The sequence below is a fragment of the Xanthomonas translucens pv. cerealis genome, assembly GCF_006838285.1.
GTDB lineage: Bacteria > Pseudomonadota > Gammaproteobacteria > Xanthomonadales > Xanthomonadaceae > Xanthomonas_A > Xanthomonas_A cerealis.
Genome location: NZ_CP038228.1, coordinates 579622 through 597363, shown reverse-complemented (window position 1 = coordinate 597363; position 17742 = coordinate 579622). Strand labels below are relative to the sequence as shown.

The following is a 17742-nucleotide window of genomic DNA, read 5'->3' as shown; positions in this document are numbered from 1 at the left end:
TCAGCCCACCAGCTGGTTGATGCGGGCGATCAGCTCGTCTTCGCGCGGCGGCTTGACGATGTAGTCGGTGGCGCCCTGGCGCATGCCCCAGACCTTGTCGGTCTCCATGCTCTTGGTGCTGATGATCAGCACCGGGATGTGCCTGGTGGCCTCGTCACGCGACAGCGCGCGGGTGGCCTGGAAACCGCTCATCCCCGGCAGCACCACGTCCATCAGCACCAGGCTGGGCGCATGCTCGCGCACGAGCTTCAGCCCGTCCTCGGCGTTGTCGGTGGCGAGCACCTCGTGGCCGGCTTTTTCCAGCCACTGGGTGAACACCGTCCGGTCGGTCAGTGAGTCCTCGATCAACAAGATTCGAGCCATGGTGCCTTTGCCCCTGGTCAGGCGTTGACGTATGTGCGGATCGCGCCCAGCAGCTCTTCGCGTGTGAACGGTTTGGTGAGGTATTGCTCGGAGCCGACGATGCGCCCGCGCGCCTTGTCGAACAGGCCGTCCTTGGAGGACAGCATGATCACCGGCGTGGCCTTGAACAACTGGTTGCCCTTGATCAGCGCGCAGGTCTGATAGCCGTCCAGCCGCGGCATCATGATGTCCACGAAGATGATCTGCGGTTGCTGATCGGCGATCTTGGCCAGGGCCTCGAAGCCGTCGGTGGCGGTGACCACCTCGCAGCCTTCGCGCTTCAACAGCGTTTCGGCGGTGCGGCGGATCGTCTTCGAGTCATCGATCACCATGACCCTCAGTCCTGCGAGTTCCCCACCCGCAGTCGTGTTTTCACTCATTCACTTGCCCCCAGGCGCGCGACGCATCATCTGTTCCGGCATCGCTGCGAAACGACATGTATCCCAAGACCCGCTCGGACTGTCAAGGCCGCCGCCACAGCTCTGCAGTGGATCACTTTTCAACACTCACTATGTCACAGTTTGATTGCCGCCGCAGGGCGCCGCACCGCCTCGCGCCACGCTCCTTGCGCAGCCCCGCCACCGACCCGCTACCATCTTCGGTTCAGTCCCTCGGGTAACGCCATGTCGTTCGATGTCATTGTCGTGATGGATCCCATCGCCAGCATCAAGATTGCCAAAGACACTACCTTCGCGATGTTGCTGGAAGCGCAGCGCCGCGGGCACCGATTGCACTACGTGCGCCCCGGCGGGCTGTCGCTGCGCGAAGGCCGCGCGCTGGCCCAGGCGGCGCCGCTGCAGGTGCGCGACGACAAGACCGGCTGGTTCGAGTTGGGCGCGTTCGCCGAGCTGGCGTTCGGCAGCGGGCAGGTGGTGCTGATGCGCAAGGACCCGCCGTTCGACGCGGAATTCCTGTACGACACCCACGTGCTCAGCGTGGCCCAGCGCGCTGGCGCACAGGTGGTCAACGACCCGCAGGGCCTGCGCGACTTCAACGAGAAGCTGGCCGCGCAGTTGTTCCCGCACTGCTGCCCGCCGACCCTGGTCAGCCGCGATGCGGCCGCGCTGAAGGCGTTCGTGCTCGAACACGGCCAGGCGGTATTGAAGCCGCTGGACGGCATGGGCGGGCGCTCGATCTTCCGCAGCGGCAGCGGCGACCCCAACCTCAACGTGATCCTGGAGACGCTGACCGACGGCGGCCGCACGTTGGCCCTGGCGCAGCGCTTCATTCCCGACATCAGCGCTGGCGACAAGCGCATCCTGCTGGTCGATGGCGTGCCGGTGGACTACTGCCTGGCGCGGATCCCGCAGGGCGACGAATTCCGCGGCAACCTGGCGGCCGGCGGCCGCGGCGAAGGCCGCCCGCTGAGCGAGCGCGACCGCTGGATCGCCGCCCAGGTCGGCCCGGAGATGCAACGGCGCGGCATGCGCTTCGTCGGCCTGGACGTGATTGGCGATTTCCTGACCGAGGTCAACGTCACCAGCCCGACCTGCGTGCGCGAACTGGACGCGCAGTTCGGGCTGAACATCGCCGGGCTGCTGTTCGACGCCATCGAGGCCCACCCGGCGCGATGAACGTGGCCGCCGCGACGCCCGCGCCGCGCATCGGCGAGCGCGAACGGCTCAGCGCCACCCTGGTGCTGTCGCTGATCGTGCATGGCCTGCTGATCCTGGGGGTGGGCTTCGCGATCGACGACGACGCGCCGCTGGTGCCGACCCTGGACGTGATCTTCAGCCAGACCAGCACTCCGCTAACGCCGAAGCAGGCCGATTTCCTGGCCCAGGCCAACCAGCAAGGCGGCGGCGACCACGACAAGCCGCAGCGCCCGCGCGACAGCCAGCCCGGCATCGTGCCGCAGCAGCACGACGGCCTGGCGCCGCAGGCGCTGCGCGCGCAGACCGCGGCGGCGGCGCCGGAGCCGACCCCGCGCGTGGTCAGCAGCGCGCGCGGCGAGCAGCCGCAGCCGGCAGCGCAGACCCAACCGCGCACCGACGCACCGACCCAGCCGGTGGATGCGCAGCGCGAGCAGCGCGACGCGCAGATGGCGCGCCTGGCCGCCGAAGTGCACCTGCGGTCGGAACAGTATGCCAAGCGCCCGAACCGCAAGTTCGTCTCGGCCAGCACCCGCGAATACGCCTACGCCAATTACCTGCGCGCCTGGGTGGATCGTGCCGAACGCGTCGGCAACCTCAACTACCCCGACGCGGCGCGCCGGCAGCGGCTGGGCGGCCAGGTGGTGATCAGCGTCGGCGTGCGCCGCGACGGCAGCGTCGAGAGCAGCCGCATCCTGCGCTCCAGCGGCGTGCCGATGCTCGACGCCGCGGCGATGCGGGTGGTGCAACTGGCGCAACCGTTCCCGCCACTGCCACAGACCGAAGACAACATCGACATCCTGCAGGTCACCCGCACCTGGGTGTTCCTGCCCGGCGGCACGCTGCGCGACGACCGCTGAAGCCACGCCGAGCCCCTCTCCACCGGCGACCGAAGGGAGTCCCCGTGGGAGAGAGGGGTTGGGGTGAGGGTACGGCCGACACGGACCGCCTGGCGGCACCGAACGTTTCAAGGCTTCGCCCGTCCCCTCATCCGCCCCGGCGGGGCACCTTCCCCCGAAAAGGGGCCATGGTCCCGCCGGAAGAAGGGAGTTGCCCCGCATGGCATCGCATGCACGCCCACCGCAACGATCGAGATAACCATTCGTGCCAGCAACATAACGACGCGGAATTTCTGAATAGGCATCACATTAAGGTTAATGGTGGCGGGGAACGTTACCGCGCATACCGCATCGCCAAGGACGCGTGACTGGGATGCCGGCGCGGCGCATCCCCGCCCCCACCACCCGAGCCGCCTCGTCAATGAAAAATCCCCGCCTCCTTCGCAGGCCAGCCCTGCTCACGCTGGCGCTGAGCGCCGCCCTCGCTGCGCCGCCCGCCCTGGCCCAGTCCACCACCGGCGCTGTCGCCGGCCAGGCGCCGGCCAATGCGCAACGCGTGCAGGTGCGCAGCGACAGCGGCCTCAGCCGCGACGTCGCGGTCGATGCGCGCGGCCGCTACAGCATCGGCCAGCTGCCGCTGGGTACCTACACCATCGTCGCCAAGGGCGCCGACGACGCCGTGCTTGGCCGCCGCGAGGGCGTGGGCCTGACCGTCGGCGCGGTCACCGACGTTTCCTTCGCCGCGGTCACCAGTCTGACCGGGATCACCGTCAGCGCCGACCGCGCCGCCACCGCGATCGACGTGAGCAGCGTGGACTCGCGCACGATGATCAACGCCGAACAGCTGCAGCGGCTGCCGCTGGGACGCTCGGCCGAGGCGATCGCGCAGCTGGCGCCCGGCGTGGCCGGCAACAGCGGCAGCGGCACCTATATCGGCCCGACCGGCGCGCAGCTGCTCAGCTTCGGCGGTTCCTCGGCCGCGGAGAATGCCTATTACATCAACGGTTTCAACACTACCGACCCGCTGCGCGGACTGGGCGGCCTGACCCTGCCCTACGGCAGCATCGACCAGTTGCAGGTCTATACAGGCGGCTACAGCGCCAAGTACGGGCGTTCCGACGGCGGCGTGATCAATGCGGTCGGCAAGCGCGGCAGCAACGCATGGCATTTCGGCGGCCAGGCGACCTGGGAACCGGACGGCCTGCGCTCCTCGCAGAAGGACGTCTACGCACCTGGCAACGGCGCCCTGTACCGGCCGGACAGCAAGAACACTGCGACGCTCAGCACCCAGAGCCTCTACGCGAGCGGCCCGCTGATCCAGGACAAGCTGTTCTTCTTCGGCTCCTACGAACTGCAGCGCCAGGACGGCGACAGGTTCTACGGCGCACGCGAAACCACCCCGGGCGAGTATTACTACGACTATCGCTACCGCCGGCCGAATTGGTACGCCAAGCTCGACTGGAACATCAGCGACAACCAGCTGCTGGAAATCACCGGCGCCTCGAGCCGCTACATCACCCACGGCAAGTACTACGAGTACAGCGGCGACGACATCGGCGCGCTGCGCGGCAGCGCCGATACCAGCAAGACCGGCGGCCGCCTGTGGACCGCCAAGTACACCGGCTACCTCACCGACCGCCTCACCTTCAGCGCCCAGTACGGCAAGCAGCGCAGCGACGACTACACCGGCAACCCCAACTACAACCGTGCGCTGACCTATCTCAGCGGCACCTCGTTCCAGAACCCGGCCTACACCGGCGGCACTCCGATCGCCAACGCGCAGACCACGTCCTTGCTGGTCGATCCCGACCGCGGCAACCGCACCGACAACCTGCGGCTGGACCTGAACTACGACATCGGCGAGCACAGCATCACCGTCGGTATCGACAACCAGAACGCGCGCGCGCTCAATCGCGGCTCGGTGGCCTCGGGCGACGGCTACTCCTGGATCTACGGCCAGTCCAACCCAGGCATACCGATCAACACCGGCCTCGGCGTGCCGGCCACTGGCGGCTATGCCAACGGCGAGGGCGGCTACTACGTGCGCCGGTACGTCTACAGCGCCCTGGCCTCGGTGCGCGCGGTGCAGCGTGCGCAGTACGTCGAGGACAACTGGCAGGTCAGCGACCGCTTCCTGCTCAGCCTCGGCCTGCGCCTGGACCAGTTCACCAACTACAACCGCGACGGCGACGCCTACATCAAGCAGAGCAGCGGGCAGTGGGCGCCGCGCCTGGGTTTCAGCTGGGACGTCGACGGCGATGCGCGCTTCAAGGTCTACGGCAACGCCGGCCGCTACTACCTGGCGCTGCCACTGAATCCGGCATTCAATGCCGCCGGCGCGACCCTGGCGACCTCGACCTACTACACCTACGGCGGCATCGACGCCAACGGCTACCCCACCGACCTGACCCGGATCTCCAGCGCAGTCTCCTCCAACAACAACTACGGCATCCTGCCCGATGCCAGGACCGTGGCCACGCAAGGTATCAAGCCCTCGTTCCAGGATGAGTTCATCTTCGGCATCAGCAAGGCCTGGGGCGACAGCTGGGTCTACGGCGCCAAGGCCACCTACCGCGTGCTGCGCAGCGGCGTGGACGACTATTGCGACAGCGAGACCGTGTTCGCCGCCGCGGCCGCGCAAGGGCGGACGGTGACCCTGGACAGCAATCCGGTCAGCTGCTGGCTGATCAACCCGGGCAAGACCAACACCTTCACCCTGGTGGACACCTCCGGCAACTACGTCAGCGTGCCGCTGACCAATGCCCAGTTCGGTTTTCCCGAGCTCAAGCGCAACTACTACGGACTCAACCTGTCGCTGGAGCACCCGTTCGACCAGCGCTGGTACGGGCGCCTCGACTACACCTGGTCGCGCAGCTACGGCACCACCGAAGGCCAGCTGCTGTCGGGCATCGGCCAGACCGCGGTGTCCACCACCCAGGCCTGGGACTATGCGCAGCTGATGGAACACACCAACGGCCCGCAGAGCAACGACCATACCCACCAGTTCAAGTTCTACGGCTACTACCAGGTCACCCCCGAATGGCTGGTGTCGGCCAATCTCAAGCTGGTGTCCGGCAGCCCGTTCAGCGCGCTGGGGTCCTACGGCGCCGACCAGAGCGACCCGTCCGGCTACGGCATCGACTACCACTACTACCAGGGCCAAGCGGCGCCTCCGGGCAGCCAGGGCCGCCTGCCGTGGCTGCAGCAGCTCGATCTCGGGGTATCGTGGCGGCCGGCTTACGCCGACCACAAACTCGCCTTCAACCTGGACGTGTTCAACGTCTTCAACGGCCAGGCCACGTTGTGGAAGTACCCATATGCGGAGACCGACCCGGGCAACAGCGATCCGGTGTATGGCGCGGCGTTGTTGCGCCAGGCGCCGCGCGCGCTGCGCTTGAGCGTCAGCTACGACTACTGAGCGCAGTTGCGGTGCGCGCAGCGCCGGCCGGGGAAGGCCAGCCTGCCCGGATTATCGTGCAGCGCGCTGCGCCTGCTGCTCGACCAGGGTCAGGGCGACGTTGTCGCGCAGATAGGCCGGCTCGGCGCGTTCCGGCGCGATCGCTTCGCCGCGCGCATGGGCGGCCAGCGCCAGGGTCAGCACGTCGGCAGCATGCGGCAGGGCCTGCGCATCGACGCTGTGCAACTGCACGTGCAGGCGCCGCTGCAGCGTCGCGTCGATGGCGGCGAAGCCGGTGCCGACGCCGTGCCAGGGCGCATCCGTCTGCGGCAGCAAGAACGCATCCGGGATCAGCACCTGCTCGGGGGTCAGCGCGCGCAGGCCGTCGGCGTCACGCACATAGGCCGCCGCGTAGATCTCGCCCATGCGCGCATCGATCGCAGCCAGCACCTGCGGCGCGTCGGCTGGCGCGCGCAAGGCCAGCGCATGCAGCGTGGACACCGGCAACACAGGCAGGTCCAGCGCCAACGCAATGCCCTGCGCCAGCGCGATCGCCAGGCGCACGCCGGTGAAGGCGCCGGGGCCGCGGCCGAAGGCGATGGCATCGAGCTGGCGGCGGGCGATGCCGGCTTCGGCCAGCAACTGCTCGGCCCACGGCAGCGCCAGCTCGGCGTGCCGGCGCGGCGCGAGCTCGAAGCGCTCCAGGACCTCGCCATCGACATGCACGGCGACAGAGAGGGCTTCTGTGGAGGTTTCGAAGGCGAGGAGGTTCATTGGGGAGCCGGGACCAGGGACCGGGGACCAAGGACCCGGAAGGGCGCAAAGCTTAATTCATTGAGGTCGGGACCGGGGACCAGGGACCCGGAAGAGCACAAGGCCTGCAGTTCATTGCCACAACGCTGACACGCCCTAACGGTCGATCGCCAAGTGCACCATCAAACCCCGGCCAACCGCTCGTCCGGGTCCCCGGTTCCCGGTCCCCGGTCCCGCATCGGCTCCCCGGTCCCTGGTCCTTGGTCCCGGCCCCCAAAAAACGCCCGCACATCCTCCACATCGCGCGTCCGTGCGAACGGCGGCAGGGACTCCAGGAAGGTGCGGCCGTAGGATTTGGACAGCAGCCGCGGATCGCACAGCACCAGCACGCCGCGGTCGGTCTCGCTGCGGATCAGCCGGCCCACGCCCTGCTTCAGCGCGATCACCGCCTGCGGCAGCTGTTCGTCGCGGAACGGGTTGCCGCCGTCGCGGCGGATCGCGTCCAGCCGCGCCTCGAACACCGGATCGTCCGGCGCGGCGAACGGCAGCTTGTCGATCACCACCACGCTCAACGCATCGCCGACCACGTCCACGCCTTCGCGGAAGCTGGCCGAGCCGAGCAGCACGCCGTTGCCCGATTCGCGGAAGCGCTGCAGCAAGCTCGCGCGCGGCGCCTCGCCCTGCACGAACAGCGGCCACGGCCCGTCGCGCAGCGCCTCGGCCGCCTCGCGCAACGCGCGGTGCGAGGCGAACAACAGGAAGGCGCGGCCCTGCGAGGCCTGCAGCACCGGATGCAGCGCGGCGATCAAGGCGGTGCCGAAGCCGCGCGCGTTCGGGTCCGGCAGGGCCGGCAGATAACACAGCGCCTGCCGCGCCCAGTCGAACGGGCTGGGCTGCAGCAGGGTCATCGGATCGCTCAGGCCCAGGCGCGTGGCGATATGCTCGAAATCGCCCTTCACCGCCAGCGTCGCCGAGGTGAACACCCAGGCCGCGTGCGACTTTTCGCGGTGCAGGCGCAGCGGGCCGGACACATCCAGCGGTGTGCGCTGGCAGCGGAAGCCGCGCGCGCTCAGTTCGTACCACAGCACATCGTTGGAGGGCGGTGCCGGCTCGGCGTCGAAATCGGCGATCGGCGCGTCGTCGCCGAGCCAGTGGCCCAGGCGCGCGCGCATCTCCTGCGCGCGCGCGGCGCACGCGTCGAAACCGGGCGAGGCCTCGCGCAGCGCCGCCAGGCTATCCTGCAGCCGCGCCAGTTCCGCCAGCAGCGCATCGAAGCCGTCGCGTACCTGCGGCTTGGCCAGCAGCCGCCATTGCGTGCCGCGGGTGGGCAATCCTTCCATCGCCGCGCGCAGTTCGCGCAAGGCCTGCTCCAACGCCTGCACCGGCGCCTGCAGGCTGGCCAGTGCGCCGGCGACGTGGCGACTCTCGGCCAGGCAGTCGCGCGCCAGCTCCTGCAGCGGACGCATGCCGAAGCTTTCGCCGAAGAAGTTCGCCGCCAGTTCCGGCAGCTGGTGCGCCTCGTCGATGACGAAGACCTGCGCGCCGGGCAGGATCTCGCCGAAGCCTTCCTGCTTCAGCGCCAGGTCGGCCAGCAGCAGATGATGGTTGACCACCACTACGTCGGCGGCCTGCGCGCGTTGCCGCGCCTGCACCACGAAGCACTCGCCCCAGAATGGGCATTCGCTGCCCAGGCAGTTGTCCATGGTCGAGGTGACCAGCGGCAGCAGCGGCGAATCGTCGGGCAGCGCGTCCAGCTCGGCGATGTCGCCGAAGCGGGTGCGCCCGCCCCAGGCGACGATGCGCTGGAACTGCGCGATCTGCTCGCGCGAGGTGAAGCGCGGCTCGCCCTTGGCCTGCTCCAGCCGGTACTTGCACAGGTAGTTGGCCCGCCCCTTCAGCAGCGCGCTGTTGAGGCCCACGCCCAGCGCCGCGCGCACCCGCGGCAGGTCGCGGTGGTAGAGCTGGTCCTGCAGCGCGCGGGTGCCGGTGGAGACGATGGTCTTCAATCCAGACAGCAGCGCCGGCACCAGATACGCATAGGTCTTGCCGGTGCCGGTGCCGGCCTCGGCGAGCAGCACATCGCGCTGCTCGAACGCTTCGGCGATAGCCGCGGTCAGCCGCAGCTGCGCCGCACGCGGCACGAACGCATCGAGCTGGCAGGCGAGCGCACCGCCTTCGCTGAGGGCTTCGGTGCTGGCGTGGGCGAGCGACATTGGGAGGACTACTCGGGACCGGGGACCAGGGAGACCCGGAGCAGCGATTGCCAGGATCTGATGGCGGATTCAGCGATCGGCCGGCGCAGCGCGCCTGCAAGCAATCCGCTGGCTTTGCGCTGTTCCGGGTCCCCGGTCCCTGGTCCCTGGTCCCGGCTTCAGCCTCAGTAGCGCTTGATCCCCGCCACCGTACAACCCTCGATATGCGCATGCGCGGACGCCGCGTTCTCCTTCTGCCCGCGCGCCAGCCGCGATTGCTCGATGGTGGCCCAGTGGCGCCGGCACAGCGGGCCGGTCTGCGAGCCCAGGTCGATGGCGCGCTTGGCGAAGGCTTCGGCGCCCGCGTCGTCCTTCAGCAGCAAGGCCAGTTCGGCGCGGTCCTGCAGCAGCGCCGGGTCTTGCGGCACCAGTTGCAGGGCCTGGTCCAGCGCCGCCGCCGCGCCGGCCAGGTCGCCGGCCGCACGCTTGCGCTTGGCGCTGTCGCGCAGGTCCTCGACCTGCGGGTCGCGCAAGGGCTGCACGCTCAGTTCGGTGTCGTCGGCGCCGCCGCTGGCATCGATCGCCGCCAGCCGTTGCGCCGGCATGGTGGTGTCCACCGGTGGCGATGGTGGCGGCGGCGGCGGCGCGCTGGCGCAGGAGGCCAGCAGCAGGCTGAGCGTGGCGATGGCGACGGTGGGGGCGTATCGGGTCATGGCAGGCATCCGTGGATCAGTGCGCCGGTGAGGTGGGCGCCGCGTCGGCAGGCGGCGTTTCTTTCTTCTTGTCCAGGCCGAACCAGCTGCGCCAGCCGCCGCCATGGCGCTCCTCGCCGTCGGCGGGGGCGGGCGGCGCCTGCCCTTCTTCTGGCAGCGCCTGCGGCGGCGCGCACGGCGCAAACGCCGGGGCGAAGCCGACTACGAACGGGAACTGGCGCGCGCCGGGGCAGCTGGGATCGGTGCTGTTGCTGCCGGCCGGGTCCATCCATTGCCAGTCGATGCCCTTACCCTGCACCTTCAGCGGCGAACTCGGCAACCGCGCGAAGATGCCCGACCACACCCGCATCGCGCCGGTGGCGCCGTACAGGCCGGTCTGCTTGTTCTGATCGTTGCCGATCCAGATCACCGCAAGATGATCGCCGGTATAGCCGGCGTACCAGCTGTCCACGCCGTCGTTGCTGGTGCCGGTCTTGCCGGCCGGGGACAGCTTGCCCAGACCGTCGCCGAGCAGTTGCCGCGCTGTGCCGTTGCTGACCACCTGCTGCAGCGCCAGCCCGACCAAGTTGGCCGCGACCGAATCGCCTTCCTGCGCCGGCGCCGGGGCCTTGTCGTAGCGCTTGAGCAGCTTGCCCTGCGGATCGAGCACGCCGCGCACCGCGTGCAGCGGCTGGATCTCGCCGCCGGAGGCGAGGAACTGGTACAGCTGGGTCATCGCGTACGGACTCTGGTCGGTCGCGCCCAGGATCAGCGACGGATTGTTCTCGGCCTCGAGCCCGGCCAGCACCTTGATCAGCTGCGCTACCCGCTCCGGCCCGACCTGCATGCCGATCCGCACCGTGGCCTGGTTGTACGAATGCGCCAGCGCATCGACCAGGCGCACCATGCCATGGCTGCGGTTGTCGGAATTGCCCGGGGTCCAGCGCTTGCCGCGGCTGAGCTGCACCGTCACCGGCGCATCGTCGACCCAACTGGCAAGCGAGTAATGGTCCGGCTGCGCCAGTGCCAGCAGGTACACGAACGGCTTGAGCAACGAGCCGACCTGGCGCTGCGCCTCGATCGCGCGGTTGAAACCGGGCTGCGCCACGTCGCGGCTGCCGACCACCGCCAGCACGTCGCCGTTGTGGGTATCGGTCAGCACCAGCCCGGCCTGCAGCGGCGGGCGCTTCTTGTTGGTCTCCAGCGCGGTGAGGGTGCGGGTCACCGCGCCTTCGGCATAGGCCTGCGCCGACGGCGACATGCCGGTCATCACGCTCAATCCGGCGCCCTGCAGCGCGCTTTCCGGGTAATCGCGCGCCAGCTGGCGGCGCACCAGATCCACATACGCCGGGAAGCGGTTGGCCGCGACCAGGCCCGGATTGGCCGGCACCCCCAACGGCGCGGCCAGCGCCTTGCGGTAGGTGGGCTCGTCGATCAGCTCGCTCTCGCGCAGCTTGCCAAGCACGAAGTTGCGCCGGTCCAGCGCGCGCTCCGGGAAGCGCCGCGGGTCGTAGTAGGAAGGGCCCTTGACCAGGCCGATCAGCAACGCCACCTGTTCCGGCGGCAGCGAATCCAGCTCGCGCCCGAACCAGAACTCCGCGCCCGAGGCCACGCCGTGGATCGCCTGGCTGCCGCGCTGGCCCAGGTAGACCTGATTCAGATAGGCCTCGAGGATGGTGCGCTTGTCGTAGCGCGCTTCCATGATCAGCGCGTACAGGATTTCGTTGAACTTGCGGGTGAGCGTCTGCTCCTTGCCGATGCCGAGCAGGCCGCTGCGCGCCAGCTGCTGGGTCAGGGTGCTGGCGCCCTGCCGGCTCTTGCCGCCGGAGCGCACCATCACCCACGCCGCGCGCAGCATGCCGCTGAGATCGACGCCGTGGTGATAATTGAAGTCGCGGTCTTCCACCGCCTGCAGGCCGGTGACCAGCAGCTCGGGCACTTCGTCCACCCGCACCAGCCGCCGCTCTTCCTGTTTCTGCCCGTACAAGGTGGCGATACGCGCCGGATCCAGCCGCGCGGCCGTCAGCGACTTGCGCGTCTGCGCATCGCGCAGCGCCGCCACGCGGCCGCTGGACAGGCTCACTTCCACCCGCCTGGGCGCGACCCGGCCATCCACGTCGTTATAGCCGCGGCTGGCGATGACGAAGCGGCTGCCGTCCTGCTGATAGGTGCCGGGACGCTGCGCGCCGGCATCCTCGCGGTAGCTGGCCGCGTCCAGCTCGGTCTTCAGCGTCTGCGCGTCCATCGCCGTGTCCGCCGCCAGCCCCAGCGGGCGGGCGTAGACCCGGGTCGGGATCTGCCAGCGCAGTTCGCCGAAGCGCTGCGTCACCTGCTTGTTCAGATAAACCGTGTACGGGATCAGGAAGCCCAGGCCCAGCGCGGTGGCGGCCAGGCCCCAGGTGAGCAGGCGCCGGCGCCAGGGCGAGGCGCCGCTGTCGAGATCGTCGGTGGCCTGATCGTCGGTGTCGTTGTCGTCGTAGCGTCGTGGCACGGGGATGCGAGAATGTAAATTCCGGCGAGTCTAGCGCAGGCCAGCAGGCAGCGCGGCGCAGGGGTCCCTTTGTTTAAGCTGGAGTTGCAACGGATGTCGATGTCCTGGGCGAACCTGCGCTACGCCCTGAACCGTTTTGCCGGCCTGCTGCGGCGCGGCCTGGCCAGCCTGCGCGCGCGCGGCTGGCGCAGCACCTGGCAGCGGCTGCGGGTACATGCGCAGCCGCTGCCGCCGCCGCGCCGCACGCTGTTCGCGGTCGCGCCGCAGCCGTTCGCCGCCTTCGCGGTGCCGGCCAGCGACGCGCCGCTGGCGAGCATCGTGATCCCGGTCTACAACCACGTTGCGCATACCCTCGCCTGCCTGCGCGCGTTGGCCGCGCACCCACCCGCGGCGGCCTGCGAGATCCTGGTGATCGACGACGGCAGCAGCGACGAGACCCTACAGTGGCTGCCGCAGATCCAGGGCCTGCATTACCACGTGCGCAGCCACAACGGCGGCTTCATCGCCAGCTGCAACGATGGCGCAGCGCGCGCGTGCGCGCGCTATCTGGTGTTCCTCAACAACGACACGGTGCCGCAACCGGGCTGGCTGGATGCGCTGCTGGACACCTTCGCGCAGGTGCCGCAGGCCGGCCTGGTCACCGCGCAACTGCTGTACCCGGACGGGCGCCTGCAGGAAGCCGGCGGCGTGGTCTTCGCCGACGGCAGCGCCTGGAGCTACGGCCGCTTCGAATCGCCGGACGATCCGCGCTACGCCTACCTGCGCGACATCGACTACGGCGCCGGCGCGGCGCTGGCGATCGAGCGCGAACGCTTCCTGGCGCTGGGCGGTTTCGACACGCGCTACATGCCGGCCTACTACGAAGACACCGATCTCGCCTTCGCCGTGCGCCAGGCCGGACTGCGCACCCTGCTGCAACCGGCGAGCCAGGTGGTGCACGACGAGGGCACCAGCAACGGCACCGATACCGACAGCGGGATCAAGGCCTACCAGGTGCGCAACCGCGGCGTGTTCGCGGCCAAATGGGCCGATGTACTGGCGCGGCAATTGCCGCCGGGAACCACACCGACCCCGGCGCAGCTGCACCGGCAGCAGCGCCAGGTGCTGATCCTCGACGAGGCGCTGCCGCAGCCGGACCGCGACTCGGCCTCGCTGCGCCAGTTCAACCTGATCCGCCTGCTGCTGCAGGAAGGCGCGCACGTGGTGTTCGTGCCCAGCGGCCGCGAATACGCCAGCCGCCACAGCGAGACGCTGCAGCGGCTCGGCGTGGAGGTGTGGTATGCGCCGTACCTGAAGAGCGTGAGCGGGTTCCTGCAGCAGCACGGCGCGCGCTTCCACGCGGTGCTGCTGGTGCGCCACCACGTCGCCCACGCCTGCCTGCCGCTGCTGCGCCGCTTCGCGCCGCAGGCGCGGCGGCTGTTCGATACCGTGGACCTGCACTATCTGCGCGAGCGCCGCGGCGCCGAGCTGGCCGGCGACGCACGGCTGCTGCGCGAGGCCGAACGCACCCGCGCGCGCGAGCTGGAGGTGATGGCCGAGGTCGATATCACCGTGCTGGTCAGCGGGGTCGAACGCGAGCAGTTGCAGCGCGAAGCGCCACAGGTGCGCACCGCGCTGATTTCCAATCTGCACGAAGTGGCCGGACCGGGCCTGCCGTGGGCGCAGCGCCGCGATCTGGTATTCGTCGGTGGCTTCCGCCATGCGCCCAACGTGGATGCGGTGCGCTGGTTCCTGCAGGAAGTGTTCCCGCCGCTGCGCGCACTGCTGCCGGAGCTGCGCTTCCACTGCATCGGCGCCGACATGCCCGACGACATCCGCCGTCTCGGCGCCGCCACGCCCGGCGTGGACTTGCTTGGCTACGTGCCGGACATCGTCGCCTACATGGACGAGATCCGCATCGCGGTGGCGCCGTTGCGCTTCGGCGCCGGGGTCAAGGGCAAGGTCAACCTGAGCATGGCGCACGGGCAACCGGTGGTGGCCACGCCGTGCGCGGTGGAAGGCATGCACCTGCACCATGGCGAGGACGTGCTGATCGCCGAGACCGCGCCGCAGTTCGTCGCCGCGCTGGCGCAGCTGTACACCGACGAGGCGCTGTGGAACACGCTGGCCGGCAACGGCCTGCGCAACATCGCCACGCACTTCTCGCTGGACGCGGCGCGCGCCACGGTGCGGCAGGTGTTCCTGGACTAGTACGAAGTGCTGCGACCCGTTGGCGACCGGCAGCTTCGGACAGAAGTGGCGCTGGCTGGCGTCGGGCCATCGACGCGATGCGTTACCGGTAAAGCGTCGCGGCTGAAGCCGCTCCTACACCGCCTGCGGATCGCCTGCTGGGTGCACTGTAGGAGCGGCTTCAGCCGCGACAACCTCCGAAGCCGGAAGGCCCGCCGCTGCGCTCGTCGCGACTGAAGTCGCTCCCACAGGGGCGCCACCGCCGGCGGGGAGCGACGAGGCCTCTTGTGGGAGGGACTTCAGTCCCGACGGCATGCCGCTTCGGAAAATTCACCACTTCGCTCGTCGCGGCTGTTGCTCCTACAGAGGAGCATCATGCTGCCGCTGCGCGCTCTATGCCTGCGAACGCGGCGTGGGCGGCTTGGCGGCGTCGCTGACATCGGCGATCTTCCACAGGTAGAAGCTGGCATAGCTGCGATACGGCCCCCAACGCTCGCCGCGCTCGGCCAGCGACTGCGGCGCGGGGATCCGCTGCAGCTGGTCAACCCGCTGCACGCCCTTGCGCACGCCCAGGTCGTCCACCGGCAGCAAATCGGGGCGGCCGAGGCGGAACAGCAACATCATCTCCACCGTCCAGCGGCCGATGCCGCGGACCGGCAGCAGCGCCTGCACGATCGCCTCGTCGTCCATGAAGGCGAGGTTGCGTAACGAGGGAATCTCGCCGGCCGCCTCGCGTAGCGCCAGATCGCGCAGCGCCAGCGCCTCGTCGGCGGACACGCCGCAGGCACGCAGGTCGGGATCGTCGATCCGCGCCAGGGTGTCGGCATGCAGCCGGGTGCTGCCGATCGCCGCCTCGACGCGGCCGACGATGGTCGCCGCGGCCTTGCCGCTGAGTTGCTGGAACAGGATCGCGCGCGCCAGCGCATCGACCGGATCGAACGGCCTGGCCCAGCCCGGTTGCGGCGCGATCGGGCCGATCCGGCGCATCCACGCGCCGAGCTTGCGGTCGCGCCGGCTCAGGTGGTCGTAGGCGGCCTGGGTGTCGAATCCGCGCGAGTAACGGGGCATCTCAACGCCTCAGCGCGTCCAGCGCGTACAGCAGCCAGCCCAGCATCAGCGTGGTGCCGCCGACCGGGGCCAGCCGTGTCGGCCATTGCGCCAGCGCGTTGCCGGCCAGGCTGCCGGAAAACAGCAGCGTGCCGAGCAGCAGCAGGGCCAGCGCAGCGCGCGCGAGCAGGCGTTCGCTGCGTCGGGCCAGTGCCGCCAGCGCCAGCCCGTGGCCGAAGGCATACAACGCCGCGGTCTGCAGATGCGATTGCGCCAGCGGCTCGCTCACGCCGTGCGAGGCATAGGCGGACAGGCCGATCGCGGTGGCCGCCAACAGGCCGCCCGCGCAGGCCAGCCAGGAGCGTTTGCGCGAACGCCGATCGAGATTCAGCATGACGATGCTCCGTTGCGGCCCCATAAACGAAACGCGCCGCAAGCAGCGGCGCGTTTCGTGTCACTCATCCATGCAGGCGAGGCTTACTTGATCGCCCAGTAGATGTCGTACGTGCCTTCCGGCGTGAACGACTTGTCCACGCCGCCCTTCCAGGCTTCGTACGGACGGTCGGTCACGTCGTAGCCGCTGGTGGCGGCCCAGGCGCGGACTGCATTGCGTGCCGCATCCAGGCCCGCCATATGTCCGGTGTAGCTGGCGAACGCGGAACGGTGCGCCTGGGTACGCAGATAGGTGACCGGCGCGCCCTGCGGGATGGTCAGCTTCAGCGGCTCGCCGCTGGCGGCGACCGGGGTGGCATCGACCGGAGCGGCCGCAGCGTCGTCCTTCTTGTCGCCCTTCTTCTCTTCCGGCTTGGCCGCCGCGTCCGGCTTCGGCGCGCCACCGGCACGTTTGCGTACCGGCTGGGTCACGTCGAAGGCGTACTTGTCGGAACCGAAGTCGGTGGTGACGATGCGCAGCGGACCGGCCGCTTCCAGGCCGTTGGCGTCCATCACCCGCTTGATCCACTCCTGATTGTCCTTGATGGACTTCTTGATGGCCTCGTTGTCGCGGTCGATGTTGCCGGCGTTGACCACCAGCAGATCTTCGGCCGGAACGTCGACGACCTTCAGGTCCTTCAACGGAGTTTCCTCGGCGCGGTAGTCGACGTTCGGCACGGTGGCCAGCACGTTGCTCAGCCGCGACAGGCCCAGCTTGATGTCGTCGCCGACATGGCGGCTCACGTACAGGCCGGCATAGCGACCGAGCAGGTCCCAACCGTACTTGACCGTGTAGTCCTGGGTGATCTTGACGTTGCGGCCGCTCTTGCCGGTCGGCTCGAGCTTGAACGACGTGGTCTTGTCGCGGCCCTTGCTCTCGTCTTCGATGCCGACGACAACCTGCTTGTTCTGCTCGGTCGAGGTAATGGTCCAGCTGCCCTTGCCGATGTAGCCCTCGTTGGAGGCGTAGTCGAGGCGGGCGCCGACGCCGGCTTCGGGACCGGAAAGCTTCAGCTGGATACGCGGGTCGCGCAGCACCAGAGGATTCCAGTCCTTGAACCGACGCAGGCTGTTCACCGTGTCATAGACGATGGTCATGCGCCGATTGGTTTCGACGCTCTCGGACATGTGACGTTCCGAAGGCAGCACCAGGCCAACGATGACAAACAGGCCAGCTACGATCCCCAGCGCGATCAGGAATTCGATAATACGGGTCATTCAGAAGGTCTCCGGGGCCGATCCCACGGCCGGGTTAATGAAGCGAAGCGCCCATCCTAGCAGGCTTCGCGGCTCGTGGTCAGCACATGACGACGCGGAATTCGGCATAGTGGCGAAAACCCTGCGAATGCGCCGTGCACAGCGCCGCCATGCGTGCTGTACGGGCGACCAGACCATTATCAACCGGGCAGTGGCGGACAGGCAGGCAGCGCCGCCGTGCGGCCGCAGGCAAGCCAGACCTGGTCGGGCGTTTGCGGCTGCGCGCGGGGACCGCCGGCGGTACAGGCGGGCAGACCACTGAGTCCGGAGCGAGGCGGGGCTGTGGCATCGGCCCAGCACGACTGAGGGTTCGGCAGGCCTGCCGCCGCGTTCGTCGCGGCTGAAGCCGCTCCCACAACAATTCCACCGGCGCCTTGGAGCGGCGAGACCTCTTGTGAGAGGGGGTTCAGTCCCGACTGCATGCCAGTTCGGAACATTCACCACTCCGCTCGTCGCGGCTGAAGACAGCTGCCCCAGAC

Annotated in this window: 13 protein-coding genes; 4 read left to right on the top strand and 9 right to left on the bottom strand. The window is 69.1% G+C overall.

The features are described from left to right. Together E4A48_RS02670 and pilG are read right to left on the bottom strand one after the other, a co-directional pair. Positions 1 to 363: a response regulator gene (locus E4A48_RS02670; RefSeq protein ID WP_039005601.1), complete on the bottom strand. Its 363-nt coding sequence runs from the start codon at positions 361 to 363 to the stop codon at positions 1 to 3. A 17-nt stretch (positions 364 to 380) separates the two neighbouring features. Further along, the gene (pilG, locus tag E4A48_RS02665) at positions 381 to 782 is read right to left on the bottom strand and encodes a twitching motility response regulator PilG (RefSeq protein ID WP_003472648.1); all 402 of its coding nucleotides are present in this window, start codon (positions 780 to 782) and stop codon (positions 381 to 383) included. A 243-nt stretch (positions 783 to 1025) separates the two neighbouring features. Between pilG and gshB the strand changes: the two genes are divergently transcribed. From gshB to E4A48_RS02650, 3 genes are all read left to right on the top strand, one after another. Further along, positions 1026 to 1976, top strand: a complete 951-nt coding sequence (gene gshB / locus E4A48_RS02660) for a glutathione synthase (RefSeq protein ID WP_039005603.1) — start codon at positions 1026 to 1028, stop codon at positions 1974 to 1976. Next, entirely contained in the window at positions 1973 to 2854 is an 882-nt protein-coding gene (locus E4A48_RS02655) for an energy transducer TonB family protein (RefSeq protein WP_142741848.1), read from the top strand. Before gshB ends, E4A48_RS02655 begins: the two co-directional genes overlap by 4 nt. Positions 2855 to 3254: 400 nt before the next feature. Beyond that, the gene (locus tag E4A48_RS02650) at positions 3255 to 6251 is read left to right on the top strand and encodes a TonB-dependent receptor (protein ID WP_039005605.1); all 2997 of its coding nucleotides are present in this window, start codon (positions 3255 to 3257) and stop codon (positions 6249 to 6251) included. Between the two features lie 51 nt (positions 6252 to 6302). Here the strand turns inward: E4A48_RS02650 and tsaB are convergent, their stop codons facing one another. The 4 genes from tsaB to mrcB all read right to left on the bottom strand — a co-directional run bounded on the left by tsaB (position 6303) and on the right by mrcB (position 12358). Then, positions 6303 to 7004 (bottom strand): tRNA (adenosine(37)-N6)-threonylcarbamoyltransferase complex dimerization subunit type 1 TsaB, encoded by a 702-nt coding sequence (gene tsaB / locus E4A48_RS02645; protein WP_039005607.1) that lies wholly within the window; start codon positions 7002 to 7004, stop codon positions 6303 to 6305. A gap of 161 nt (positions 7005 to 7165) precedes the next feature. After that, positions 7166 to 9196, bottom strand: a complete 2031-nt coding sequence (locus E4A48_RS02640; protein ID WP_142741847.1) for an ATP-dependent DNA helicase — start codon at positions 9194 to 9196, stop codon at positions 7166 to 7168. A gap of 164 nt (positions 9197 to 9360) precedes the next feature. Beyond that, a complete protein-coding gene (locus E4A48_RS02635; protein ID WP_142741846.1) occupies positions 9361 to 9888 on the bottom strand; it encodes a hypothetical protein in 528 nt (175 codons plus the stop codon). A gap of 16 nt (positions 9889 to 9904) precedes the next feature. Continuing rightward, on the bottom strand, positions 9905 to 12358 hold the full coding sequence (gene mrcB / locus E4A48_RS02630; protein ID WP_142741845.1) for a penicillin-binding protein 1B: 2454 nt from the start codon (positions 12356 to 12358) through the stop codon (positions 9905 to 9907). 93 nt (positions 12359 to 12451) lie between these two features. Here mrcB and E4A48_RS02625 point away from each other — a divergent pair, with 93 nt between their 5' ends. Further along, complete coding sequence (locus E4A48_RS02625) at positions 12452 to 14548, top strand: glycosyltransferase (RefSeq protein WP_142741844.1); 2097 nt, start codon at positions 12452 to 12454, stop codon at positions 14546 to 14548. A 372-nt stretch (positions 14549 to 14920) separates the two neighbouring features. Here E4A48_RS02625 and E4A48_RS02620 read toward each other — a convergent pair whose 3' ends face one another. The 3 genes from E4A48_RS02620 to E4A48_RS02610 all read right to left on the bottom strand — a co-directional run bounded on the left by E4A48_RS02620 (position 14921) and on the right by E4A48_RS02610 (position 17224). Further along, a complete protein-coding gene (locus tag E4A48_RS02620) occupies positions 14921 to 15595 on the bottom strand; it encodes a DNA-3-methyladenine glycosylase family protein (protein WP_142741843.1) in 675 nt (224 codons plus the stop codon). 1 nt (position 15596) lies between these two features. After that, entirely contained in the window at positions 15597 to 15968 is a 372-nt protein-coding gene (locus tag E4A48_RS02615) for a DUF423 domain-containing protein (protein ID WP_039005614.1), read from the bottom strand. A gap of 83 nt (positions 15969 to 16051) precedes the next feature. Next, positions 16052 to 17224: a polyketide cyclase gene (locus E4A48_RS02610; RefSeq protein ID WP_039005615.1), complete on the bottom strand. Its 1173-nt coding sequence runs from the start codon at positions 17222 to 17224 to the stop codon at positions 16052 to 16054. Between the last annotated feature and the right edge of the window lie 518 nt (positions 17225 to 17742).

Coding starts and splice junctions, on each gene's coding strand:
- E4A48_RS02670 (WP_039005601.1), bottom strand. CDS start 363: ATGGCTCGAATCTTGTTGATCGAGGACTCACTGACCGACCGGACGGTG.
- pilG (WP_003472648.1), bottom strand. CDS start 782: ATGAGTGAAAACACGACTGCGGGTGGGGAACTCGCAGGACTGAGGGTC.
- gshB (WP_039005603.1), top strand. CDS start 1,026: ATGTCGTTCGATGTCATTGTCGTGATGGATCCCATCGCCAGCATCAAG.
- E4A48_RS02655 (WP_142741848.1), top strand. CDS start 1,973: ATGAACGTGGCCGCCGCGACGCCCGCGCCGCGCATCGGCGAGCGCGAA.
- E4A48_RS02650 (WP_039005605.1), top strand. CDS start 3,255: ATGAAAAATCCCCGCCTCCTTCGCAGGCCAGCCCTGCTCACGCTGGCG.
- tsaB (WP_039005607.1), bottom strand. CDS start 7,004: ATGAACCTCCTCGCCTTCGAAACCTCCACAGAAGCCCTCTCTGTCGCC.
- E4A48_RS02640 (WP_142741847.1), bottom strand. CDS start 9,196: ATGTCGCTCGCCCACGCCAGCACCGAAGCCCTCAGCGAAGGCGGTGCG.
- E4A48_RS02635 (WP_142741846.1), bottom strand. CDS start 9,888: ATGACCCGATACGCCCCCACCGTCGCCATCGCCACGCTCAGCCTGCTG.
- E4A48_RS02625 (WP_142741844.1), top strand. CDS start 12,452: ATGTCGATGTCCTGGGCGAACCTGCGCTACGCCCTGAACCGTTTTGCC.
- E4A48_RS02620 (WP_142741843.1), bottom strand. CDS start 15,595: ATGCCCCGTTACTCGCGCGGATTCGACACCCAGGCCGCCTACGACCAC.
- E4A48_RS02615 (WP_039005614.1), bottom strand. CDS start 15,968: ATGCTGAATCTCGATCGGCGTTCGCGCAAACGCTCCTGGCTGGCCTGC.
- E4A48_RS02610 (WP_039005615.1), bottom strand. CDS start 17,224: ATGACCCGTATTATCGAATTCCTGATCGCGCTGGGGATCGTAGCTGGC.